We start from the raw sequence: 20,191 nt of genomic DNA, 5'->3' as shown, positions 1-20,191 counted from the left end.
TCCCATGTGATGGAACTCCAGCCCACTGCCCGTCCAGCCCGGTCGGACTCCCAGACGCTCTGCCAGGGTCTCGATTCGGGCGCTTGCCTGACGCAGGAGGGTCAGGAGTTCGTGCAGCTGACGGGCCCCCGGGCAACGCGGTCTTCGGCGTGAGACAGTTCCACAAGCTCCAGCAGCGGCTCAAGGGCCTCCTGCATCTCGGCGAACCCTGCCAGACCTCGACCGGCACCCGCGCGGTCACGGTAGTCGTGACTTCGCCCGAGCTCGGCTAGCGCCACGACAGCGGCATGCCGCAACTCCCTTTCCACTTGCCTGCCCGCCCCTCCCACGACTTCGGGAAAGTTACCGCCGAGGCACCCTATGGATGATCGGCCGGACAGCTCCTAGTTGAGGCAGGATGGACCCCATGAGCGTAGTCAAGATCAACGTACTGACCGTTCCCGCCGAGCAGCGCGAGGTGCTGGAGCAGCGCTTCGCCCACCGTGCGCACGCCGTCGAAAGCTCCGACGGCTTCGAGTGGTTCGAGCTGCTCCGCCCGGTCGAGGGCACTGACAACTACCTCGTCTACACGCGCTGGCGCGACGAGGAGTCCTTCCAGGCCTGGATGGAGGGCCCCATGAAGTCGGCCCACCAGAACGGCGGTGAGGGCGAGGCTCCCAAGCGCCCCGCCGCCTCCGGCTCCACCCTCTGGTCCTTCGACGTCGTCCAGTCGGCCGGTCCCAAGAACGCCTAAGTCACTCCGCTGCTCCTCGCCTCGGGCCCTTCCCCTCGCGGGGCAGGGCCCGAAGTGCTTCTCAGCTGCCCGCGATGATCGCTAGGTGCTCGGCGGCTGACCGGGACAGGCTGTCGAGGAGGGCTTGACCCTTCGCCGCCGTTCCGAGGGAAGGCTGTCCGATGATGCCGTTCTTCGTGTAGCCGGCCATGCTGAGCGTGAGCAGGTGCGGACGCTCGGGGGCGGAGTGGTCGTCCTGGTCGATGCCCTCGCGGATGAGCTCCGGGGCGCCGTGGAGGAGGAGCGACACCTCCAGTTCGCCGCCGTGCATGTCCTCGGCGCCGCTGGTCTCCAGGGCGGCGGCTTCGCGGGCGCGGTGCCAGTCCTCACGGACGGGGAAGAGGGCGACGCGCGGGCTCTCGGTGTTGGCCTCCTGGACGACGTTCGAGAGGACGTAGTTGCCGCCGTGGCCGTTCACGATGAGTAGGCCAGGGACGCCGGAGGCCTGGAGGGACTTCCAGATGTCGTTGATCACGGCGTAGAGCGTGGCGGCGCTGATTCTGACGGTGCCCGGCATGTGGGCGTGCTCGTGGGAGCAGGACAACGTGATGGGCGGCAGGAGGAACAGGTCGTAGTCGGTGGCGATCCGCTGGGCGATCAGGCTGGCGACGATGGTGTCGGTGGTCAGGGGCAGGTGATTGCCGTGCTGCTCGAAGCTGCCGACCGGCAGTACGGCGACCTTGGCGCCGCGGCGGCGTTCGTCTGCGGAGGTGGCGGCCGTGATCAGTGCGTCCATGGGCTCAGCCCCTCTCATCAGGTCGTCAGCGGTCGAGAGGGCTCCCGCTGCTCATCAGGGTCAAACGGCCGGTGAACGTGGCTACTTCGGGTACGGCGCTCCACCGACGGAGGGCGTTGCCCGCTGCGGACAGTTCGGCCATGGCCCGGGCCGACTCGGTGTCGATGGCGATCGACAGCGCCCGGTCGGCCGCGGCGGCTGCCTGCTCCGGCTCGCCGGACACCGCGTAGGCGCGCGCCAGCCGTGAGAGGTACACGCCCTGGTCATTGCGGTAGATCGGCGGCAAGATCTGTAGCTCGGCCTCGAACATGCCCACGGCCGTTCGCGGATCCCCGAGTTCGATCAGGCAGTTCGTCCGCTGCATCTCGATGTAGGTCGGCGTGCAGTACGCCAGATCAAGTGCGTCGTCGGCGTGCGAGTCGTCTGGTTCGGCAGCGAGTTCGTGGGCCTCGTCGAACTTGGCCTGCGCGAAGCGCGGGTTGCCCATGAGCGCGTGGCCCTGGGCCTCCTGCTGAGCGGCCAGAGCACGGATGCGCAGCGTGGCGCCAGTTGCCCGTTGAGCGGCGCGGGCGAGGCTGACAGCCTTCTGGGCGTTGCGCTGCGCGGTGGCCTGGTTGCTCTTCCGGAAGAGTACGTAGGCGGCCATGACGTCGTTGCCGGACTCCTGTGCCCATTCCATCGCGCGGTCCGACCAGTAGAGGGCCTGGCCGAAGTCGCCGAGATCCTGGTTCAGCCAACCAAGGAACTCTGTGGAACGGGCGCCGATGATGAGGAGTTCATCGCGGGCGCGGCCGCCGGGTTCTACTGCGGTGCGGGGCTGCTGAAGGCGGTGACCCGAACCATCGTGGTGAACGGTCGGACGGTTGGTGTCCACAGGTGGCACCCGCGCCGCGCGGGGGAGGTGTCGGGGAAGTGAGGCCGCTTCGAGACGCTGGTGGGCCGGGGTCGGAACTGGTCCTGGCGGGCGGAGGATCCGGGCCTGAGGCGGGTTCCCCGTACCCGTTCCCGGTGATCACGGAAGTCCGGGGCGTGACGGCGCCCGCGCGGTTCAGCAGGCTGCCGGACGCGATGGCCGCGCTCCTGAAGACGCTGAGCGCGCTGCCGCTCAGCCCGGACCAACAGGGGTACTCGCTGGCTGGTTCTCGCTGCGTGGTGCACGTGCTGCGGGACAGCGTACGGGCCGTTCGGGTATTCCGAACGGCCCGTACGCGCGGCCTGCTCGGTACGCCCTACCCGCCGCTGGCGGTGGTCTGCGCGCCGTCGGCCGTGCTGGTGTGGCGGGGCCGGGCCGCCGGTTGAGCGGCCGTGCGGCTCAACTGGGCAGCTTCCAAAGCTGGTTGGGGCTGGCCTGACAGTCCCAGATCTGGAGTCTGGTCCAGTCGGCGCTGCTGCCGTCCCGGGCGTCCAGGCAGCGGTTGGAGACGGGGTTGAGCAGGGTGCCGTCGGGGCGGGGCAGCCAGTGTTGGGCGCCGGTGCCGTTGCAGTCGTAGAGCTGGGCGGGTGTGCCGGCGGCGGTCCAGCCGTTGGTGACGTCCAGGCACTTGCCGAAGGCCCGTAGCGAGCCGTCCTGTTGGACGGACCAGTCCTGGGCGCCGGTGGAGTTGCAGTGGTAGAGCTGGACGGCGGTGCCGTTGACCGTCGCGGCCCGGGCGATGTCCACGCACTGTCCGGCGACTCCGGTCAGCGGGCCGCTCGGGCGGGGGGTGGTCCAGTGCTGCTCGGCGGCCCCCGTGCAGTCGCGCAGCAGCAGGCGGCCTTCGGCGGTGGTGAGGCAGCGGTTGGAGGCCGGGTTCAGGAGCAAGGCGTCCGGGCTCAGGCGCCACGCCTGGTCGGTGCCCTGGGTGTCCTGGTGGCAGTCCCGCAGCAGGACGGCGGCCCCGTCCGCGGAGCCGGACGGGGTGAGGCAGCCGCCGAGAACCCCGATGCTGCCGTCCGAGCCGACCGTGGCGTCCTGGGCCGCCGTGCCCGCGCAACTCGCCGTCCGCACCGGCTGGTTGGGGTCGGCGGCGGCGGCCTCGGCGTCCAGGCAGGACCCGTCGGAGCCGGTGATCCGCCCGGACCAGGCGGAGACGGCGGGGGAGCCCTGGGTGTCCACCGTGCCGCGCAGCCGGGGCACGCGGGAGGAGGAGCCGACCGTGAGGCCGTACCGGCCGCCGGGGACGCCCCAGCCGTGGACGTCCTGGTCCCAGACGGCGAAGGCGGAGCGGTCCAGCCGCAGCTCCACGTGGGTCGAACCGCCGGGCGCCAGCGTGACCTTGTCGAAGGCCTTGAGCTGCTGCGGCGGCTCGCCGGCCGCGGACGGGAAGGTCAGGTACAGCTGGGGCACCTCGGTGCCGGTGCGGGTGCCGCGGTTGGTGAGGTCGAAGCCGACCCGCACCCGGCCGGCCGGGTCCGGGCCGGTCACGGTGAGGTTGGCGTAGTCGAAGGTGGCGTAGGAGAGGCCGTGGCCGAAGGGGAACAGCGGGGCGGTGCCGCTGGCGTCGTACCAGCGGTAGCCGGTGCCGAGCCGCTCGGTGTAGTGGTAGGTGCCGTCCGTGCCCGGGTACTGGGCAGGGTCCTGGACGGGGGTGGCGTTCGCCGAGGTCGGGAAGGTGACGGGCAGTCGCCCGCCCGGGTCGGCGTCACCGAACAGCACGTCGGCGAGCGCGGCGCCGCTCTGCTCGCCCGGGTACCAGGCCTCGACCACCGCGGGCACCGCGTCCAGCCACGGCATGGTGACCGGTCCGCCGGTGTTGAGCACCACGATGGTGTGCGGGTTGGCCTTGGCGACGGCCCGGATCAGCGCGTCGTCCGCCGGGGCGAGGTCCAGCGAGCCGCGGTCCGCGCCCTCGGTCTCCTGGTCGCCGACCACCACCACGGCGGCGTCCGCCCCGGTGGCCACCGAGGCCGCCGCGTTCGGGTCGTCGCCGGGGTGGTAGCGCACCGTGGTGGCGGAACCGGCCCGCGCCGCGATGCCCTGGCGGGGCGTCACCGTCTGCTCCGGGTAAGGGGTGACGTGCGAGGAGCCGCCCCCGCCGGTGTACGCGCGGTCCGCCCACGGGCCGATCACCGCGATGGACTTCAGCCGGGTGGCGTCGAGCGGCAGGGCGGAGTTCTCGTTGCGCAGCAGAACCGTTCCGGCGGCGGCGGCCGTACGGGCGTCGCGCGCGCCGGCGGCCGGGTCGGAGGCGGGCGGCTGGCCGCCGTCGAGCGCCCCCGTTCGCGCCATCAGCCGCAGCACCCGCCGGACCTGGTCGTTCAGCACGGCCGGGGCGAGCCGCCCGTCGGCCACGGCGGTGGGCAGGTCGGCGAAGTAGGTCGAACCGCCGAACTCCTGGTCCAGGCCCGCCGCCGCGGCGTTGACCGAGGAGTGGGTGGCCGGGTAGTCGGAGCCGACCACACCGTCGAAGCCCCAGCGGCCCTTCAGCACGTCGCGCAGCAGCGGGAAGTCCTCGCACGCCCAGATGCCGTTGACCGGGTTGTAGCCGCACATCGCCGACCAGGCCCGGCCGTCCCGGACGGCGGTCCGGAAGGCGGGCAGCTCGATCTCGGCGAGGGTGCGCTCGTCCACCTCCGAGCTGTACGACTGGCGGTTGTCCTCCTGGTTGTTGGCGGCGTAGTGCTTGACCTGCGCGGCGACGTGCTGCGCCTGGATGCCGCGCACCTCGGCGGCGGCGACCCGCCCGGCGAGGAACGGGTCCTCACCCAGCGTCTCGAAGTCCCTTCCGCCCTGCGGGATTCGTACGATGTTCACCATCGGCGCGTACAGCACCTGGTAGCCGCGCGCCCGGGCCTCGCGGCCCAGCACGTCGCCGTAGGTGGTGGCCAGCGCTGGGTCGAAGGCGGCGGCCAGTGCGACGGGCGCGGGCAGGGCGGTCGCCGGCCGGCCGTCCCGCACGCCGGCCGGGCCGTCGGAGAGCAGCAGCGGCGGGATGCCGAGGCGGGGCACGCCCGCGACGTAGCCGACGGAGTGCACGCCGTCGGGGGCGTCCAGGCCGCGCAGCAGGGTGACCTTCTCGTCGGTGGTGAGCTGCGCCAACAGGCTCTCGATGCGCTGCTCCGACGAGGTCGGATCGCCCTTCGGCCCTTCCGGGGCGGCCGCGGCGTTGCCGGTCGTGGCCGCGGCCAGCAGGCAGCCGCCGAGTCCGAGCCGGAGGATCCGCATCCGCAGGGGGAGACGTCGCATGGCAACCACCACCGATCGACGGAGTCGTACCTGGCCGAGTGGCCTGAAGAAATGACGATCCATCAAATTTACGGTGTACGGACACGGGATGTCAGGTGGCGTGCACAGTGCGTGTCGGGCGCATTCGGGGCGCGCGCAGTGTGGCGCGAAGGTTTCACCCGGCCGGCGGCGGCCGGAAGTCGACCGGCGCGTCGAAGGCCGCCCGGCGGGTGGTGCGGCGCAGGGCGCGCAGTACGGGCGTGCCGAGGGTGAGGCACAGTACGACGGTCAGCGCGGCGCGCGGCAGGTCCCAACCCAGGGACGTGGTGAGGCAGTAGGCGGCGAAGCGGACCAGGTTGGCGGGCAGTGGGTCGCCCGGGACGAAGGAGATCGAGCCGGCCATCCCGCCGATGTACGGCCAGCCCTGGAGGTTCATGACGGTGCCGTAGAGGACGGCGGACGCCGCCCCGTAGCCCCCCAGCAGCAGCAGTTCGCGGCGGCCGCGCAGCGTGGCGGCGCCCGGCAGCAGGCCCGCGCCGAGGCAGACCCAGCCCATGGCGAGCATCTGGAACGGCAGCCACGGCCCGACCCCGCCCGTGAGCAGCGCGGAGGCGAACATCGACAGCGAGCCGAGGACGAACCCGAAGCCCGGGCCGAGCACCCGCCCGGACAGCACCATCAGGAAGAACATCGGCTCCAGGCCCGCCGTCCCCGCCCCGAGCGGGCGCAGGGCCGCACCGGCCGCCGCCAGCACCCCCAGCAGCGCGACGGACTTGGCGTCCAGCCCCGGCGCACCGCCGCCCGCTGAACGGCCCTCGGAGATCTGCGCGATGACGACCGCGAGGAGCAGCGGGAGCAGCAGGGCGAACAGCCAGGGGGCGTCGGCGGAGTGGCCGACCAGGGCCGACCTGGTGGAGGCGAGCAGCGGCCAGCCGAAGGCCGCCACGCCCACCAGGGAGACGAGGGACAGCGCCGCGACGGACCGGCGCCCGAGCGGGACGGGACGGCTGCTCATGCGCTCAGCGCCTTCGCTACCTGCTGGACGGTGAGCCACGGCCCCGGCGCCAGCACCTTGGCGACCTGCGGCGCGAAGGCGGGCGAGGAGACCACCACCTCCGCCGTCGGCCCGTCCGCGACGATCTCGCCCTCGGCCAGGATCAGCGTCCGGTGCGCCAGCTCGGCGGCCAGCTCGACGTCATGGGTCGCCAGCAGCACGGCGTGCCCCTCGGCGGCCAGCGAGCGCAGGATCTCCACCAGCCGGGCCTTGGCGGCGTAGTCCAGGCCGCGGGTCGGCTCGTCCAGGAGCAGCAGCGGGGGCCGGGCGGTGAGGACGACGGCGAGGGCGAGGGTGAGCCGCTGGCCCTCGGAGAGGTCGCGGGGGTGGGTGGCGTCGGCGATGCCGGGCAGCAGGCGTTCGACCAGGGCGCGGCAGGTGCCGGCGGCAGCGCCCGCGTCCGTGTCCGCGGCGGCGCACTCGGCGGCGACGGTCTCGCCGTACAGCAGGTCGCGCGGGTCCTGGGGGACGAGGCCGACGTGCCGGATCAGTTCGGCGGGGCGGGTGCGGTGCGGGGTGCGGCCGCCGACGGTGACGCTGCCGGAGGTGGGGGCGTGCAGGCCGACCAGGCCGCCGAGCAGGGTGGACTTGCCGGCGCCGTTGCGGCCCATCAGGGCGGTGATCTCGCCGGGGCGCAGCGCGAGGTCGACCCCGCGCAGGGCCTGGACCGGGCCGCGCCGCATGGCCAGGCGGTCGGTGGCGGCGATCGGCGCACCGTCCGGAAGGTCGGCGCGAGCGGGTATCCGCCCGTCGAGCCGCTCCCGCAACCCTGAAGCCTTGCGACGGGCGTCGCGGACGGACAGCGGCAGCGGCCGCCAGCCCGCGAGCCGGCCGAGGCCGACCACCGGCGGGTGCACGGGGGAGTGCGCCATCACCTCGGCGGGTTCGCCCAGTACCGGTTCCGCGCCCGGGGTCAGCAGCAGCACCTGGTCGGCGTACTGGACGACCCGCTCCAGCCGGTGCTCGGCCATCAGCACGGTGGTGCCGAGGTCGTGCACCAGCCGCTGCAGGACGGCCAGCACCTCCTCGGCCGCGCCCGGGTCGAGCGCCGAGGTGGGCTCGTCCAGGACCAGCACGCGCGGGTGCACGGTGAGCACCGAGCCGATCGCGACGCGCTGCTGCTGGCCGCCGGAGAGGGAGCCGAGGGCGCGGTCGCGCAGGTCGGCGAGGCCGAGCAGGTCGAGGGTCTCCTCCACCCGGCGCCGCATGATGTCGCCCGGCAGGCCCAGGGACTCCATGCCGTAGGCGAGTTCGTCCTCGACGGTGTCGGTGACGAACTGCGCGATCGGGTCCTGTCCCACCGTGCCGACCAGGTCGGCGAGTTCGCGCGGCCGGTGCTCGCGGGTGTCCCGGCCGCCGACGGTGACCCGGCCGTGCAGCACCCCGCCGGTGAAGTGCGGCACCAGGCCGCTGACCGTGCCCAGCAGGGTGGACTTGCCTGAGCCCGACGGGCCCACCAGCAGGCAGAGTTCACCCTCGGGGACGGTCAGGTCGACGCTGTTCAGCACCGGCTCGGCCGCGTCCGAGTACCGGACGGAGACCTGCTCGAAGGTGATCACGAAGCCCTCCGGGGCGGGGTCGGGGCGGCGAACGCCGGTACCAGGCCGAGGAGTACGGCCAGCACGGCGGCCAGCGGCAGCACGGGGACGGTCGGCGGGACGACGGTGGGGGCGAAGGCGGCCGGATCCCGGGACGCGAGGTAGGTGACCAGGGCGGCCGCGGCGATGCCGGAACCGGCGGTCAGCCATTCGGGAAGCGCCCAAGGGTCCGGGCGGTAACGCGTTCTGACGGAGCGTCGGTTGCCGAGCAGCAGTCCGGCGAACGCGGCGGCCAGGCCGAGCAGGAGCACCGGCAGCGCCCAGCCGGCGCCGCCCGCGGTCAGCAGCCCGTACGCGGCCAGGCAGACCCCGAGCAGCCCGGCCAGGGTCAGCGCGGCGGTCACCCGGGCGAGGCGGCGCGGGACGTCGGCGGTGCGGCCGAAGCCGCGGGTGTCCATCGCCGCCGCCAGCGCGATCGACCGCTCCAACGCGCCCTCCAGAACGGGGAGTCCGACGCTCAGCACCGCCGCCACGCCCCGGTCGTTTCGGCCCCGCAGGCGGCGGGCGGCCCGCAGCCGGCGGACGTCGGCGACCAGGTTCGGCGCGAAGGTCATCGCCACCACCACGGCCACGCCCGCCTCGTAGAGCGCGCCGGGCAGGGCGCGCAGCAGCCGGGCCGGGCTGGCCAGCGAGTTGGCGGCGCCGACGCAGACCAGCAGGGTGGCCAGGCGCAGCCCGTCGTACAGTGCCGAGAGCAGGCCTTCGAGGGTGACCCGCCCGCCGATCCGCACCCCCTGCGCCCAGGCGGGGAGCGGGAGTTCGGGCAGGGTGAACAGCACGTGGGTGCCGGGGATCGGCGAGCCGAGCAGCACCGCGAAGACCAGCCGGATGCCGAGCACCAGCAGGCCGAGCCGCAGGAACGCCCCGTACGACCGCGACCACGGCGCATCGCCGCGGCGCGCGGCGACCACGTAGCCAGCGGTCGCGGCGAGCAGCAGCAGGATCACCGGATTGGTGGTGCGGGTCGCCGCCGCACCCAGCCCGAGCGCCCACAACCACCAAGCCCCGGGGTGCAGTTGGCGCGGGCCGGTGGGCGGTCGGGTGCTACGGGAGGGGCTGCTCACGGATCTGTCCTGGGGAGGGTTAGGAGTGGCGGCGGCGGGCCTGCCAGACGGCGCCCCCGGCGAGGACGGCCACCAGCGCACCGCCGGCGACCAGGCCGAGGTCCGGGCCGCTGCCGTGGCCGGCGGGCTCGGCGGTTTTGGCGGCCTCGGCGGACCCGCCGGCCGCGTCCACCTGGTCGCCGCAACCCGCCTTCGGGTAGCCGGCGATGGCGCACAGCAGGCCGTTGGAGTCGTAGCGCAGCGGCGGGGCGACGGCGGCCAGCACCTCGGCCGAGGTGGCCCGCGGCGCGACGCTGGCGCAGGCCGTCCGCTGCCCGGGCGGCTGCGCGTTGGACGCCCCGCCGTCCTCGGCCGTCCCGAAGTCCAGCACGACGGCCACCCGCTTGTGGCCGTCCTGGGCGGGCGTGGCCGCACAGACCTCGTCGAAGCGGGTCGCCGTCCGCGGTTTCGCGGCCTCCTGCCCGCCGTCCGGGCTGACGGCGAACCGCCACCCGTCCACCGCGCCGTCCGGCGGCACGGCGATCGCGGGCCCCTGCCGCTGGTACGCCCACGCCCCGCCGTCGCCCCCGCGCCAGAACGACCAGTACCGGTACCCGGCCGCCTGTGCGGGCGACGCGGCGGAGACCAGCAGCACCAGCACCCCGAGCAGGGGCAGGAGGACGGCGCCCAGGGCCCGGCCCGTCCGGGTGTCAGGGGCGAAACGCATCAGAGGTTCGGGTTGCGCTTGCGCTGGAGGCTGAGGAGGAGGCCGCCGCCGATGCCGATGAGGAGGCCGACGATGATCAGCCAGAACTGGCCCATGCCGTCGCTCTTCTTCTTCGCCGGGGTGGCGTCCGCCGAGATGGCGGCGTTGGCCTTGGGGGTGGGGCCGAGGGCGGTGAGCCGGCCGGTGAGGTCGGCGGTGGAGCGGTGGGCGGCCTGGGCGACCAGCAGGAGGCTGGCGGTGGCGGCGGCGTCGGTGCCGTTCTTGGTCCAGGTGGTGCCCTGCCCTTCCAGCCAGTCCACGGCGTCGGTGGCCTGCTCGGGGTGGCCGCTCTGGACGAGGGCGAGGGCGGCCCAGGCGGTGGCGGTGTAGTCGGGCTTGGGGTCGGCGCCGGGGGTGGTGAGGGTGAGGTGTTCGCCGCCGGCCGTGAGCTGGGCGGTGAGGTAGGTGGCGACGGCCTCGCCGGACTCGGCGTGCGGGATGGTGGCGGGCGCGGAGCCGTCGGCGCAGGCGAGGGCCTTGGGGGTCGCGTCGGCGTGCACCGAGGTGGCGACCGGCAGGTGCCCGCCGGCGGCGGCGAGGGCGGCCTGGGCGCTGGCCAGGGTGTTGGGGGCGAGGGTGCCGGCGGCCGGGTCGGGCTGGTAGGCGAAGGCGCCGCGCTGGTCGACGGGGGCGGTGCAGCCGAGCTGGAAGCGGGCGAGACCGTCGAAGGCGTTCTTGCCGGCCGCGCCGCCGTTGCCGGGCTTGGCGACGCCGGCCGGGTCGGTGCGGGCGGCGAACAGCGCGTTGACGGCGAGCCCGGTGGAGTTGGCGTCGCCCGGGTTGCCGGGGTTGTAGGGCCAGCTGCCGTCGGCGTTCTGGTTGGCCTTGAGCCACTGCACGCCCTTGTCGACGGCCGGCTGGTGCCCGCCGAGGGCGACCAGGGCCTGGATGGCGACGGCGGTGGCGTTGCTGTCCTCGGTCTTGGCGTCGCAGGCCGCGCCGGCGGCCCGGTAGGAGGGCCAGCCGCCGTCCTCGCACTGCTGCCCGGTGAGCCAGTCCACCGCGGAGTCGGCCGGGGTGACCTTGGCCGCCGTCAGCGCGGTGAGCGCGAGGGACTGCCGCCAGACGCCGTCGTAGGTCGGGTCGCTCTTGCCGTACAGGCCGTCCGGGACGGCGACGGCGGTGGGCGACGGACTGTCGGCGAGGGCCGGTCCGGCGGCGACGCCGGCGAGCAGCGCGGCGGACAGGGCGGCGGCGCCCAGGCGGGCGGCGGTCAGCATGGTGCGGGTGTGCCTTTCGGTGAGCGGTGGGGGCCCGGGCGGGGCCGTTCCGTAGTCCTCGACGGGTGCCGGACGCGGGCGTCCGGCTCGCCGCTCGTCCCTCCCCGGGTGCTCCGGCTCGCCCGGCGCGCGGTCGGGCTCACGGTTGCGGGTCAGCGCCGGATTCGCACCGGCTTCCCCCGGGGGAGGAGCGGGATGGAGTTGTGCTGCCCGTCGACTCTAACCGCCGGGCCGTGGCCCGCGGCCCGGCCGGAGCAGGAACAGGTTCCAGTAATCAGGCCCTCACGGCAGGGCCAGCAGCCGCGCGGCGGTGTGCAGGTCGGCCCGGACCTCGGCGATCGAGGCGCGGCCGGAGAGCCAGGCGACCAGGGCCGAGTGCCAGGTGTGCTCGATCACCCGGACGGCCGCGCGCTGGCTGTCGCTGGGCGGTCCTGACTGGCCGATCGCGTCCAGGATGAGCTGTCCGGTGGCGGCGCTGACCAGGTCCACCTCGGCGCCGACCGAGCGGTCCGCGAAGCACATCGCGCGGACCATCGCCTCGGCCAGCAGCGGTTCGCGCTGGAGCGCGTGGAAGGCCCGGGTGAGGGTGTCGGCGACCCTGGGCGCCGGTTCCCGGTCGGTCGGCGGGTGCCGCCGGATGTGCTCCTGGAGCTCCTGCAGCTGCTCCAGCATGACCGCGACCAGCAGGTGGACCTTGGACGGGAAGTACCGGTACAGCGTTCCGAGGGCGACCTGCGCGCTCTCCGCGACCTCCCGCATCTGCACCGCCTCGTACCCGCCGCGGGCGGCCAGCGCGGTGGCGGCCCGCAGGATCCGGCGGCGCCGTTCGGCCTGGCGCGCGGACAGCGGCGGCTCGGCCGGGGGCGTGGCGGAGGGGCTCACGGACGTGGTCGGCGACGGCAAGTGTGCTCCCGGGGGCGCGTGGGTGGCGGCGTGCTCCAGAAAGGTCGGCCCGAAGGCGACCTGCGGTCGGTCGGGGCAGGCGTGGCGGGAATCACCAGCCCTGGCTCCTGAGCGAAAGCTACGGGCCGGTATCTTCGAGGTCTCTCATTGTTCACACGGTCGATGACGAGTTCCACAGCCACTGAAACCTGATCTACTTTAGCGACCGGCGCCACCATTGGGGCCGCTCGCACCGATAGCAGCCAGAGATGAGGGCCGAGGATGACCGCGCAGCCGCTGCGGATTGCCCTGCTGTCATACCGCGGGGACCCGTTCTGCGGCGGTCAGGGCGTGTACGTACGGCACCTCTCCCGTGAGCTGGCCAGGCTCGGCCACCACGTGGACGTGATCGGAGCCCAGCCCTACCCCGTGCTGGACGAGGTCGAGGGCCCCGGAACGGTGCGCCTGGTCGAGCTCCCCAGCCTGGACCTCTACCGCGCCGAGGACCCCTTCCGCACGCCCGCCCGGGGTGAGTTCCGCGGGCCGGTGGACGTGCTGGAGTTCGCCACCATGCGCACCGGCGGCTTCCCCGAGCCGCTCACCTTCTCGCTGCGCGCCCGTCAGTACCTGGCCCGGCACAAGGGCCGCTACGACGTGGTGCACGACAACCAGACCCTCGGCTACGGCCTGCTGGGCCTGGCCCGGCACGGCTTTCCGCTGGTCACCACGATCCATCACCCGATCACCGTGGACCGGCAGTTGGAGCTGGACGCGGCCACCACGAGGGTGAAGCGGCTGTCGCTGCGCCGCTGGTACGCCTTCACCCGGATGCAGCGCCGGGTCGCGGCCCGGCTGGACCACGTGATCACCGTCTCCGGCACCTCGCAGCGTGAGATCGCCGAGCACCTGGGCGCCGCCCCCGGCGCGGTCTCGGTGGTGCCGATCGGCGCCGACACCCGGCTCTGGTCGCCCTCCGAGGGGGTCGCACGGGTCCCCGGCCGGATCGTCACCACCTCCAGCGCGGACGTGCCGCTCAAGGGGCTGGTCTTCCTGGTCGAGGCGCTGGCCAAGGTCCGCACCGAGCGGGACGCCCACCTGGTGGTGGTCGGCAAGCCGCAAAAGGACGACGGGCCGGTGGCCGAGGCGGTGCGCCGCTTCGGGCTGGCGGAGCACATCGAGTTCCGCACCGGCCTGACCGACCAGGAGCTGGTCGACCTGTACCGCTCGGCCGAGGTGGCCTGCGTCCCGTCGCTGTACGAGGGCTTCTCGCTGCCCGCCGCCGAGGCGATGGCCACCGGCACCCCGCTGGTCGCGACCACCGGCGGGGCGATCCCCGAAGTGGCCGGGCCGGACGGCGAGACCTGCCTGGCCGTGCCGCCGGGGGAGGCGGACGCGCTGGCCGCCGCGCTCGGCCGGCTGCTGGACGACCCGCGGCTGCGCGCCGAGCTCGGCGCGGCCGGCCGGCAGCGGGTGCTGGCCCGGTTCACCTGGGAGCGGGCCGCCGAGCTGACCGCGGACGCGTACCGGGCGGCGATCGCCACCGGCGTCGGCGCCCGGGCCCGCTCCGGGCCGGGCTGGCGGTACGTGCCCTGAGCCGGGCGGCCGGGTGGTCGAGCCTCACCGCTTCGGCCCGGCGACCTGCGCGTGGCCTGACGAAGCTTTCTGGCGAAGTGTTCTGACGAAGCGTCAAGAACGCTTGGTAGCAATAGGAATGGGAGCCCTGCAGTGCTGACCGTCGATTTCTCGCGCTTCCCGCTCGCCCCCGGCGACCGGGTGCTCGACCTGGGCTGCGGCGGGGGCCGGCACGCGTTCGAGTGCTACCGCCGCGGCGCCAATGTGATCGCCCTCGACCAGAACGCCGAGGAGATCGCCGAGGTCAAGAAGTGGTTCGCCGCGATGGAGCTGGCCGGTGAGGCCCCCGAGGGCGCGTCGGCGGTCGCGATGGAGGGCAACGCGCTGGCGCTGCCGTTCGAGGACGAGTACTTCGACAAGATCATCATCTCCGAGGTGATGGAGCACATACCCGATGACAAGGGCGTGCTCAACGAGATGTTCCGGGTCCTCAAGCCGGGCGGCCTGCTCGCCGTCACCGTGCCGCGCTGGCTGCCGGAGAAGATCTGCTGGGCGCTGTCCGACGAGTACCACGAGGTCGAGGGCGGCCACATCCGGATCTACCGGGGCGACGAGCTGCTCGGCAAGCTCAAGGACGCCGGCCTGGAGCCGTACGGCACCCACCACGCCCACGCGCTGCACTCGCCGTACTGGTGGATCAAGTGCGCCGTCGGCGTGGACAACGACAAGGCGCTGCCGGTCAAGGCCTACCACCAGCTGCTGGTCTGGGACATCGTCGGCACCCCGGTGATCAGCTCCCTCACCAAGGCCGCCGAGAAGGCACTCAACCCGGTGATCGGCAAGAGCTTCGTCGCCTACGCGTCCAAGCCGAACCGCGCGGAGCCCCGGCAGGCGGGCGCATGACCGCCGCCGTCCCCGAGGTGCTGCTGCTCGACGGGGTGCTGGACGCCGAGCAGGCGGCCGACACCGTCCGCAGCATCCTGGCCGAGCAGCGCCCCGACGGCGCGATCCCGTGGTTCGCCGGCCACCACCTCGACCCGTGGGACCACACCGAGGCCGCGATGGCCCTCGACACCGCCGGCGAGCACGCCGCCGCCGAGGCCGCCTACCGCTGGCTCGCCGCTCAGCAGAACCCGGACGGCTCCTGGTACGCCGCGTACACCGACGGCGTGGTCACCGACCGGGCCAAGGAGAGCAACTTCTGCGCGTACATCGCGGTCGGGGTCTGGCACCACCACCTCAGCGCCGGCGACGACGCCTTCCTGGAGTGGATCTGGCCGGTGGTCCGGCGGGCGCTGGACTTCATCGTCGGCCTGCGGCTGCCCGGCGGCCCGATCGCCTGGCGGGTCGACGAGGACGGCGCCGCCACCGAGGAGGCGCTGCTCACCGGCTCGTCCAGCATCCTGCACGCGCTGCGCTGCGGCCTGGCCATCGCCGACTACCTGGAGGAGCCGCAGCCCGACTGGGAGCTCGCGGCCGGCCGGCTGCGACACGCCATCGCCCACCACCCCGAGCGGTTCCTCGACAAGGGCCGCTACTCGATGGACTGGTACTACCCGGTGCTCGGCACCGGCCTGCGCGGCGAGGCGGCGCTGGCCCGGATCGAGCGGGACTGGGAGCGCTTCGTCGTCCCCGGCCTCGGCGTGCGCTGCGTCAGCGACCGCCCGTGGGTGACCGGCGGCGAGAGCGCCGAACTGGCCCTCGCGCTCTGGGCGATCGGCCAGTCCGACCGCGCGGTGGACATCCTGCGCTGGATCCAGCAGCACCTGCGGCACCAGGACGGCTCGTACTGGACCGGGTACGTCTTCGAGGACGACGCGATCTGGCCCGAGGAACGCACCACCTGGACGGCCGGGGCGCTGCTGCTCGCGGTGGCCGCGCTCGGCGGGGACCCGGCGACCGTCGCGGTCTTCGGCGGGGAGCAGCTGCCCGCCGGGCTGGTGGTCCAGGACTGCTGCTGAAGGGCGGACGGCGAAGGGGGCGGGACCGGTGACCCGGTCCCGCCCCCTTCCGCATGCCGTGGGTGGCGTCAGCCGCGCTGGATGCCCGCCGTGTCGGCCAGCACGCCCTGGGTGCCGTCCGGCAGCTGGGCGACCAGGGCCGCGCCGCGCTGCTCGACGGCCAGGTACCAGGTGCCCGGCACGACCTCGCCGATCGGGGCGCCGGCCGGGTTGTCCTTCGGGGCCAGCTGGCGCGGGGCCGGGACGGCGAACCAGAACGGCTGGAAGTCCGCCGCCGGGGCGGCCGGCTGCTGGGCGGCGGCCGGGGCCGGCTGCGGGGCCGGGGCGCCGGCGTCCTGCGGCTGGACCGGCTGGCCGGGCTGCGGCTGGCCGGCGGCCGGGTAGCCGTAGCCACCGGGGACCGGCTGGGCGCCGAAGGCCGGGTCGTGGCCCTGGGTCGGGTAGCCGTACTGGCCGGGGGCGCCCGGGTGGCCGGGCTGACCCGGCACCGGGTAGCCGCCCTGGTACGGGACGGCGGCCGGGCGGTCGGAGACCAGCGGGGCCTTCAGCGCGGGCACCAGCGGCGCGGCCGCGGCCGCACCGGCCAGCACGATCAGCGAGATCAGGCCGAGCCAGGCGCCGAAGCCGTGGCCGAAGTTGGGGGCCGACGGGCCGCCGCCCAGCGACCAGACCGAGGTCCACAGCGCCGCGACGGCGAACGCGATGCCCCACTGGTCCAGCCGCAGGCCGAGCACCTGGCGGTTGGCGGCGGCGGGGCCCTGGAAGCGCTGCACCAGGATCAGGACGGCGGCGGCGATGCCCAGCAGGAAGACCGAGGGCAGGATGGGGAACAGCTGGGTGCTCCACGCGTTCTGCGAGGTGTCCCCGCAGTACCGGCCGCTGCAGTCCACGGTCCAGTAAGGCAGGAAGGAGGCGATGAACAGCAGGACGGCCGCGCCTGCGACGGCGGCGTCTCCCCTGGTGAGAGCGCGCAGATTCACTTACGTTCCCCTCGTTGACGTGTCGTGGACGGTGCTTCGCGCGGTCAGGCTGACCGGCCGAAACTCCCGAACGGACCAGAAGCCTAGGCCCAACCGCCCTGCCGGTGCACAGCGGGACCGGGAACGGGTCGAAGTCGTTGCAAACCGTGCGGGCGCGGTGGTGTGTCGTCCACCGGGCCCACCCGTCCCAACTCCCCTGCCGGGCCCGCTCAGTGCGTGGTCAGGAAGGCGGTCAGCGCGTCGGCGATCCCCTGGGCGGCCTGTTGCCGCCACTGAGGGTCCGTCATCCGTCGGGCGTCCGCGGAGTTGCGCATGTTACCGCACTCGATGAACACCTTGGGAACGGCGGAGAGGTTGAGGCCGCCCAGGTCGGAGCGGGTGTCGAGGCCCTCGTCGGCGATGTAGTCGGCGTACGGCTCGCCGGTCGCGGCGTGGAAGCGGTCGCGCAGCAGCAGGCCGAGGCGGTGCGAGGGTTCGACGATCGCGGAGTTGTCCGCCTTACCGGCGACCACCTTGGCGGGCATGATCACATGGAAGCCGCTGCCGCTCGCCGGAGCGCCGTCGCCGTGCACCGAGACCGCGACGTCGGCGTGCGCGTCGGCGCCCGCCCGGGCGCGCTCGTCCACGCACGGGCCCCAGGGGCGGTCGCCGTCCTGCACCAGCACCACCTTGGCGCCCCGGGCGGTCAGCAGGGCGCGGGCCCGGCGGGAGACGTCCAGGGTGTAGTCGGCCTCGGTGTAGCCGGCGTCGGTCTCGGTGCCGGTGGTGTCGCACTCCTTGTGGCCGTTGCCGACGTCCACCTGGCGGTTGATCTCGGTGGGGTGGGAGAAGTTGCCGGGGTTGTGGCCGGGGTCGAGCACGATGGTGCGGCCGGCGAGGTCGGCGGTCCCGGTCGGCGTCGGGGTCGGCGTGCCGGTGGGAGCCGCGGCCGTCTCGGTGGGCGTGCCCGTCGGCGTGCTGCCGGACGGCGGTGCCTCCGGGGTGGCCGGCGCCTGGCCGGTGGACTGCGCGGCGCTGGGCGGCGCGGCCGTGGCGACCGCCGTGGCGGCGGCCGGGTCGGAGTGGTCAAGGGCCCGCCAGCCGAACCAGCCCGCCGTGCAGAGCGGGACGACCGCGGCCACCACGGTGGTGGCGCGCAGCAGGGCGGAACGGCGGGGCGGTCGGGAGGTCGGGCCGGTCACGGTGGTTCAGATCCTGTCCGAGGTGGGCGCGGTGAGGCCGTAAGCGGTCGCGATCGGCTTCCACTTGGTCAGGAAGTCGTTCTTCGCCTGGGTGGCCTGTGGGTTGAGTTCGTCCGCCTTCTTCTTGTCCGCCGTGGTCGGCGCGGTGCCGGAGCAGCCCTGGCCGGCCACCGTGCGCGCCCAGCTCGCGTACGACCGGTCCACGTCGGCGGACAACTGCCAGGCGGACTTGAGCGCGTTCACCGCGTCCGTGCCGCCCGGCAGGTCGGTGACGCTCAGCTTGGAGAGCTTGGTCAGCAGGCCGTCGCGCTGTTTGGCGCCGCTGTCGAAGACCTGTGCCGCGCTGTCGATGTCGGCCTTCGCCGGGCAGCTGGTCACCTTGGCCACCGCATTGCCGATCTGGGCCCGGGCGTTGCCGCCCTCGGCGAGCAGGCTGTCCAGCGCCTGGGCCTGGGCCTTGGCGTTGGGGCCGGCGCCGGACGCGGTCGGGGAGGGCGTACCGGAGGGCGAGGCCGTGGCGCTCGGCGCGGCGTCCGTACCGCTGGGCGCCGGGGCGGGCTGCGGGTCGCCGGAGCCGGTCGCGCTGGCGGCCGAAGGGGCGGGCGCGGCCTGGTCGTTCTTGTCGCCGCTCTTGGTCGCGTACAGCAGGCCGCCGCCGACCGCCACCACCAGCAGCAGGGCGAAGCCGATCAGCAGCGGGGCCTTGCGGTTGGCCGGGCGGTCCCGGTCCTCCTCGTCGTCGAGCGGCTGGGCGGTCGGATAGTCCGGCTGGGCGGGGTAGGGCTGGGCGCCGTACCCGGGCTGCTGGTGCGGGGCCTGTTCGTGTGGGCTTTGCCGGTACGGGCCTTGCTGGTACGGGCCGGCCGGGGGCGGCGGCGGATACACGTAGCCGGGGCCGGGGAGCCGCCCGTCCTGGGGGCCGCGGTCCTGCGGGGCCGCGTGGGAGGGGAACGGCGTGGGCGCGGCCGGGCCCGCCGCGGGCGGGGCGCCCGGGGGCGGCGGGGTGACGCGGGGGAGGGCGGTGGTGGGGTCCCCGGGGCCCGGCTCCGGGGTGGTCGTCGGGGCGGGGCCCGGCGCCGACGTGTCCGGCGGCGGGCCGAAGCCCGGGGCGGTGGACAGGTACGGGCGGGCGCCCAGCGGCGGGCCCTGGTCGCCGACCGCGCCCGCGCTGGGGGGCGCGGTCGGCCCGGCGGGGGCGGAATCGGCGTCCGGGCGCTGTGGATTGCGGACCCAGCCGCCCGCGCCGCCACGCGCGGTCGGGTCCCAGACCGCCGGAGCGGTGTTGTGCTGGTCCGTCATGTGCCGCTGGCCCCCACCGTCCGCCGATGCTCTGCCTGGTGCTGCCGCCCGTGCCGCAGCTGCCTGGTGCTGCGCGGACACCGTACCGTTCGAGCCCCCGCCGGACAGCCCCGGCACGACGTTAGAGCATCCGGGCCGGGCTTCGGGGGCGATCTCGCGGGGTGGTCGGGGAAGGGGACTCGGGCTGGACGGCTACGCGGCGGCCCGGCGCAGGACGCGCAGCGAGCCGGTCACCGAGACCTCCTCGAAGCCCTCGGCCAGCGCCCGCAGGTACACCCGGTACGGGGCCTGGCCGCCGTCCGCCGGGTCCGGGAACACGTCGTGCACCACCAGCAGGCCCTCCGGCGCCAGGTGTGGCGCCCAGCCCTCGTAGTCGCCGGTGGCGTGCTCGTCGGTGTGCCCGCCGTCGATGAAGACCAGGCCCAGCGGCCGGCCCCACAGCGCGGCGATCTGCGGCGAGCGGCCGACCAGCGCGACCACGTGCTCCTCCAGCCCGGCGGCGTGCAGGGTGCGGCGGAACCGGGGCAGGGTGTCCATCCGCCCGACCTCCGGGTCCACCAGCGTCGGGTCGTGGTACTCCCAGCCGGACTGCTGCTCCTCCGAGCCGCGGTGGTGGTCCACGGTCAGCGCGACCGTCCCGGTCTCCCGGGCCGCGGCCGCCAGCAGGACCGCCGAGCGGCCGCAGTAGGTGCCGATCTCCAGCACCGGCAGCCCGGTGTGCCGGGCCGCCGCCACCGCCGCCGCGTACAGCGCGAGGCCCTCGTCCACCGGCATGAACCCGGTGGCCGCCTCGAACGCCGCCAGCACCTCCGGCGCCGGGCGGGCGCCCTCCAGCAGGTCGGACATGCGGTGCTCCTCGGGTTCGGGCGGCGGACGGACGTGGTCGGACCCTACTCGAAGGTAGCGGGGGCGGCCCTGGCGGGTCGGCCGGGCGCACCCCGGGTGCCCGGGCCGGTTCTGGAACGCGTTCTAGTCCGGTTCCG

19 protein-coding genes and 1 riboswitch are annotated in these 20,191 nt (G+C 74.4%); of the genes, 6 read left to right on the top strand and 13 right to left on the bottom strand.

Going from position 1 to position 20,191, the window contains the following annotated elements:
- The first annotated feature begins 149 nt into the window (after positions 1-149).
- Both ACIG5E_RS20900 and ACIG5E_RS20895 read left to right on the top strand, forming a co-directional pair.
- Positions 150-272 carry a hypothetical protein gene (locus ACIG5E_RS20900; RefSeq protein ID WP_396535368.1) on the top strand — a complete coding sequence of 41 codons (123 nt, stop codon included), beginning with the start codon at positions 150-152 and terminating at the stop codon, positions 270-272.
- Between the two features lie 134 nt (positions 273-406).
- The gene (locus tag ACIG5E_RS20895) at positions 407-733 is read left to right on the top strand and encodes an antibiotic biosynthesis monooxygenase family protein (RefSeq protein ID WP_396535366.1); all 327 of its coding nucleotides are present in this window, start codon (positions 407-409) and stop codon (positions 731-733) included.
- A gap of 61 nt (positions 734-794) precedes the next feature.
- On the opposite strand, the gene ACIG5E_RS20890 is transcribed toward ACIG5E_RS20895, so the two are convergent.
- Positions 795-1,508 (bottom strand): creatininase family protein, encoded by a 714-nt coding sequence (locus ACIG5E_RS20890; RefSeq protein ID WP_396535364.1) that lies wholly within the window; start codon positions 1,506-1,508, stop codon positions 795-797.
- Positions 1,509-1,533: 25 nt separating this feature from the next.
- Positions 1,534-2,382 carry a hypothetical protein gene (locus tag ACIG5E_RS20885; RefSeq protein ID WP_396535362.1) on the bottom strand — a complete coding sequence of 283 codons (849 nt, stop codon included), beginning with the start codon at positions 2,380-2,382 and terminating at the stop codon, positions 1,534-1,536.
- A gap of 134 nt (positions 2,383-2,516) precedes the next feature.
- Here ACIG5E_RS20885 and ACIG5E_RS20880 point away from each other — a divergent pair, with 134 nt between their 5' ends.
- Complete coding sequence (locus ACIG5E_RS20880; protein ID WP_396535360.1) at positions 2,517-2,807, top strand: hypothetical protein; 291 nt, start codon at positions 2,517-2,519, stop codon at positions 2,805-2,807.
- A 13-nt stretch (positions 2,808-2,820) separates the two neighbouring features.
- On the opposite strand, the gene ACIG5E_RS20875 is transcribed toward ACIG5E_RS20880, so the two are convergent.
- The 7 genes from ACIG5E_RS20875 to ACIG5E_RS20845 form a co-directional block, all read right to left on the bottom strand.
- Positions 2,821-5,673 carry a glycoside hydrolase family 3 C-terminal domain-containing protein gene (locus tag ACIG5E_RS20875; protein WP_396535358.1) on the bottom strand — a complete coding sequence of 951 codons (2,853 nt, stop codon included), beginning with the start codon at positions 5,671-5,673 and terminating at the stop codon, positions 2,821-2,823.
- A gap of 154 nt (positions 5,674-5,827) precedes the next feature.
- Positions 5,828-6,667 (bottom strand): ECF transporter S component, encoded by an 840-nt coding sequence (locus tag ACIG5E_RS20870; protein ID WP_396535356.1) that lies wholly within the window; start codon positions 6,665-6,667, stop codon positions 5,828-5,830.
- Positions 6,664-8,265 carry an ABC transporter ATP-binding protein gene (locus ACIG5E_RS20865; RefSeq protein ID WP_396535354.1) on the bottom strand — a complete coding sequence of 534 codons (1,602 nt, stop codon included), beginning with the start codon at positions 8,263-8,265 and terminating at the stop codon, positions 6,664-6,666. The genes ACIG5E_RS20870 and ACIG5E_RS20865 overlap by 4 nt, the downstream gene beginning before the upstream one ends.
- On the bottom strand, positions 8,262-9,368 hold the full coding sequence (locus tag ACIG5E_RS20860; RefSeq protein ID WP_396535352.1) for an energy-coupling factor transporter transmembrane component T: 1,107 nt from the start codon (positions 9,366-9,368) through the stop codon (positions 8,262-8,264). Before ACIG5E_RS20860 ends, ACIG5E_RS20865 begins: the two co-directional genes overlap by 4 nt.
- Positions 9,369-9,387: 19 nt before the next feature.
- A complete protein-coding gene (locus ACIG5E_RS20855) occupies positions 9,388-10,074 on the bottom strand; it encodes an SCO2322 family protein (protein WP_396535350.1) in 687 nt (228 codons plus the stop codon).
- Positions 10,074-11,333 carry a prenyltransferase/squalene oxidase repeat-containing protein gene (locus tag ACIG5E_RS20850; RefSeq protein ID WP_396535348.1) on the bottom strand — a complete coding sequence of 420 codons (1,260 nt, stop codon included), beginning with the start codon at positions 11,331-11,333 and terminating at the stop codon, positions 10,074-10,076. The genes ACIG5E_RS20855 and ACIG5E_RS20850 overlap by 1 nt, the downstream gene beginning before the upstream one ends.
- Before the next feature lie 106 nt (positions 11,334-11,439).
- Positions 11,440-11,513, bottom strand: a riboswitch (cobalamin riboswitch).
- Between the two features lie 102 nt (positions 11,514-11,615).
- On the bottom strand, positions 11,616-12,215 hold the full coding sequence (locus ACIG5E_RS20845; RefSeq protein ID WP_396535346.1) for a TetR family transcriptional regulator: 600 nt from the start codon (positions 12,213-12,215) through the stop codon (positions 11,616-11,618).
- Positions 12,216-12,497: 282 nt separating this feature from the next.
- Here ACIG5E_RS20845 and ACIG5E_RS20840 point away from each other — a divergent pair, with 282 nt between their 5' ends.
- From ACIG5E_RS20840 to ACIG5E_RS20830, 3 genes are all read left to right on the top strand, one after another.
- Positions 12,498-13,808 (top strand): glycosyltransferase family 4 protein, encoded by a 1,311-nt coding sequence (locus ACIG5E_RS20840; RefSeq protein ID WP_396535344.1) that lies wholly within the window; start codon positions 12,498-12,500, stop codon positions 13,806-13,808.
- A 132-nt stretch (positions 13,809-13,940) separates the two neighbouring features.
- A complete protein-coding gene (locus ACIG5E_RS20835; protein WP_396535342.1) occupies positions 13,941-14,690 on the top strand; it encodes a class I SAM-dependent methyltransferase in 750 nt (249 codons plus the stop codon).
- Positions 14,687-15,748 (top strand): prenyltransferase, encoded by a 1,062-nt coding sequence (locus tag ACIG5E_RS20830; RefSeq protein WP_396535340.1) that lies wholly within the window; start codon positions 14,687-14,689, stop codon positions 15,746-15,748. The genes ACIG5E_RS20835 and ACIG5E_RS20830 overlap by 4 nt, the downstream gene beginning before the upstream one ends.
- A gap of 68 nt (positions 15,749-15,816) precedes the next feature.
- Here ACIG5E_RS20830 and ACIG5E_RS20825 read toward each other — a convergent pair whose 3' ends face one another.
- The 4 genes from ACIG5E_RS20825 to ACIG5E_RS20810 form a co-directional block, all read right to left on the bottom strand.
- The gene (locus ACIG5E_RS20825) at positions 15,817-16,728 is read right to left on the bottom strand and encodes a hypothetical protein (protein ID WP_396535338.1); all 912 of its coding nucleotides are present in this window, start codon (positions 16,726-16,728) and stop codon (positions 15,817-15,819) included.
- Between the two features lie 209 nt (positions 16,729-16,937).
- Complete coding sequence (locus ACIG5E_RS20820) at positions 16,938-17,909, bottom strand: N-acetylmuramoyl-L-alanine amidase (RefSeq protein ID WP_396535336.1); 972 nt, start codon at positions 17,907-17,909, stop codon at positions 16,938-16,940.
- A gap of 6 nt (positions 17,910-17,915) precedes the next feature.
- Positions 17,916-19,208: a hypothetical protein gene (locus ACIG5E_RS20815; RefSeq protein WP_396535334.1), complete on the bottom strand. Its 1,293-nt coding sequence runs from the start codon at positions 19,206-19,208 to the stop codon at positions 17,916-17,918.
- Between the two features lie 192 nt (positions 19,209-19,400).
- Complete coding sequence (locus tag ACIG5E_RS20810; RefSeq protein WP_396535332.1) at positions 19,401-20,054, bottom strand: class I SAM-dependent methyltransferase; 654 nt, start codon at positions 20,052-20,054, stop codon at positions 19,401-19,403.
- Positions 20,055-20,191 lie beyond the last annotated feature (137 nt).

The sequence above is a fragment of the Kitasatospora sp. NPDC053057 genome, assembly GCF_044546945.1.
Lineage (GTDB): Bacteria > Actinomycetota > Actinomycetes > Streptomycetales > Streptomycetaceae > Kitasatospora.
This window is presented reverse-complemented; position numbering and strand designations above follow the sequence as displayed.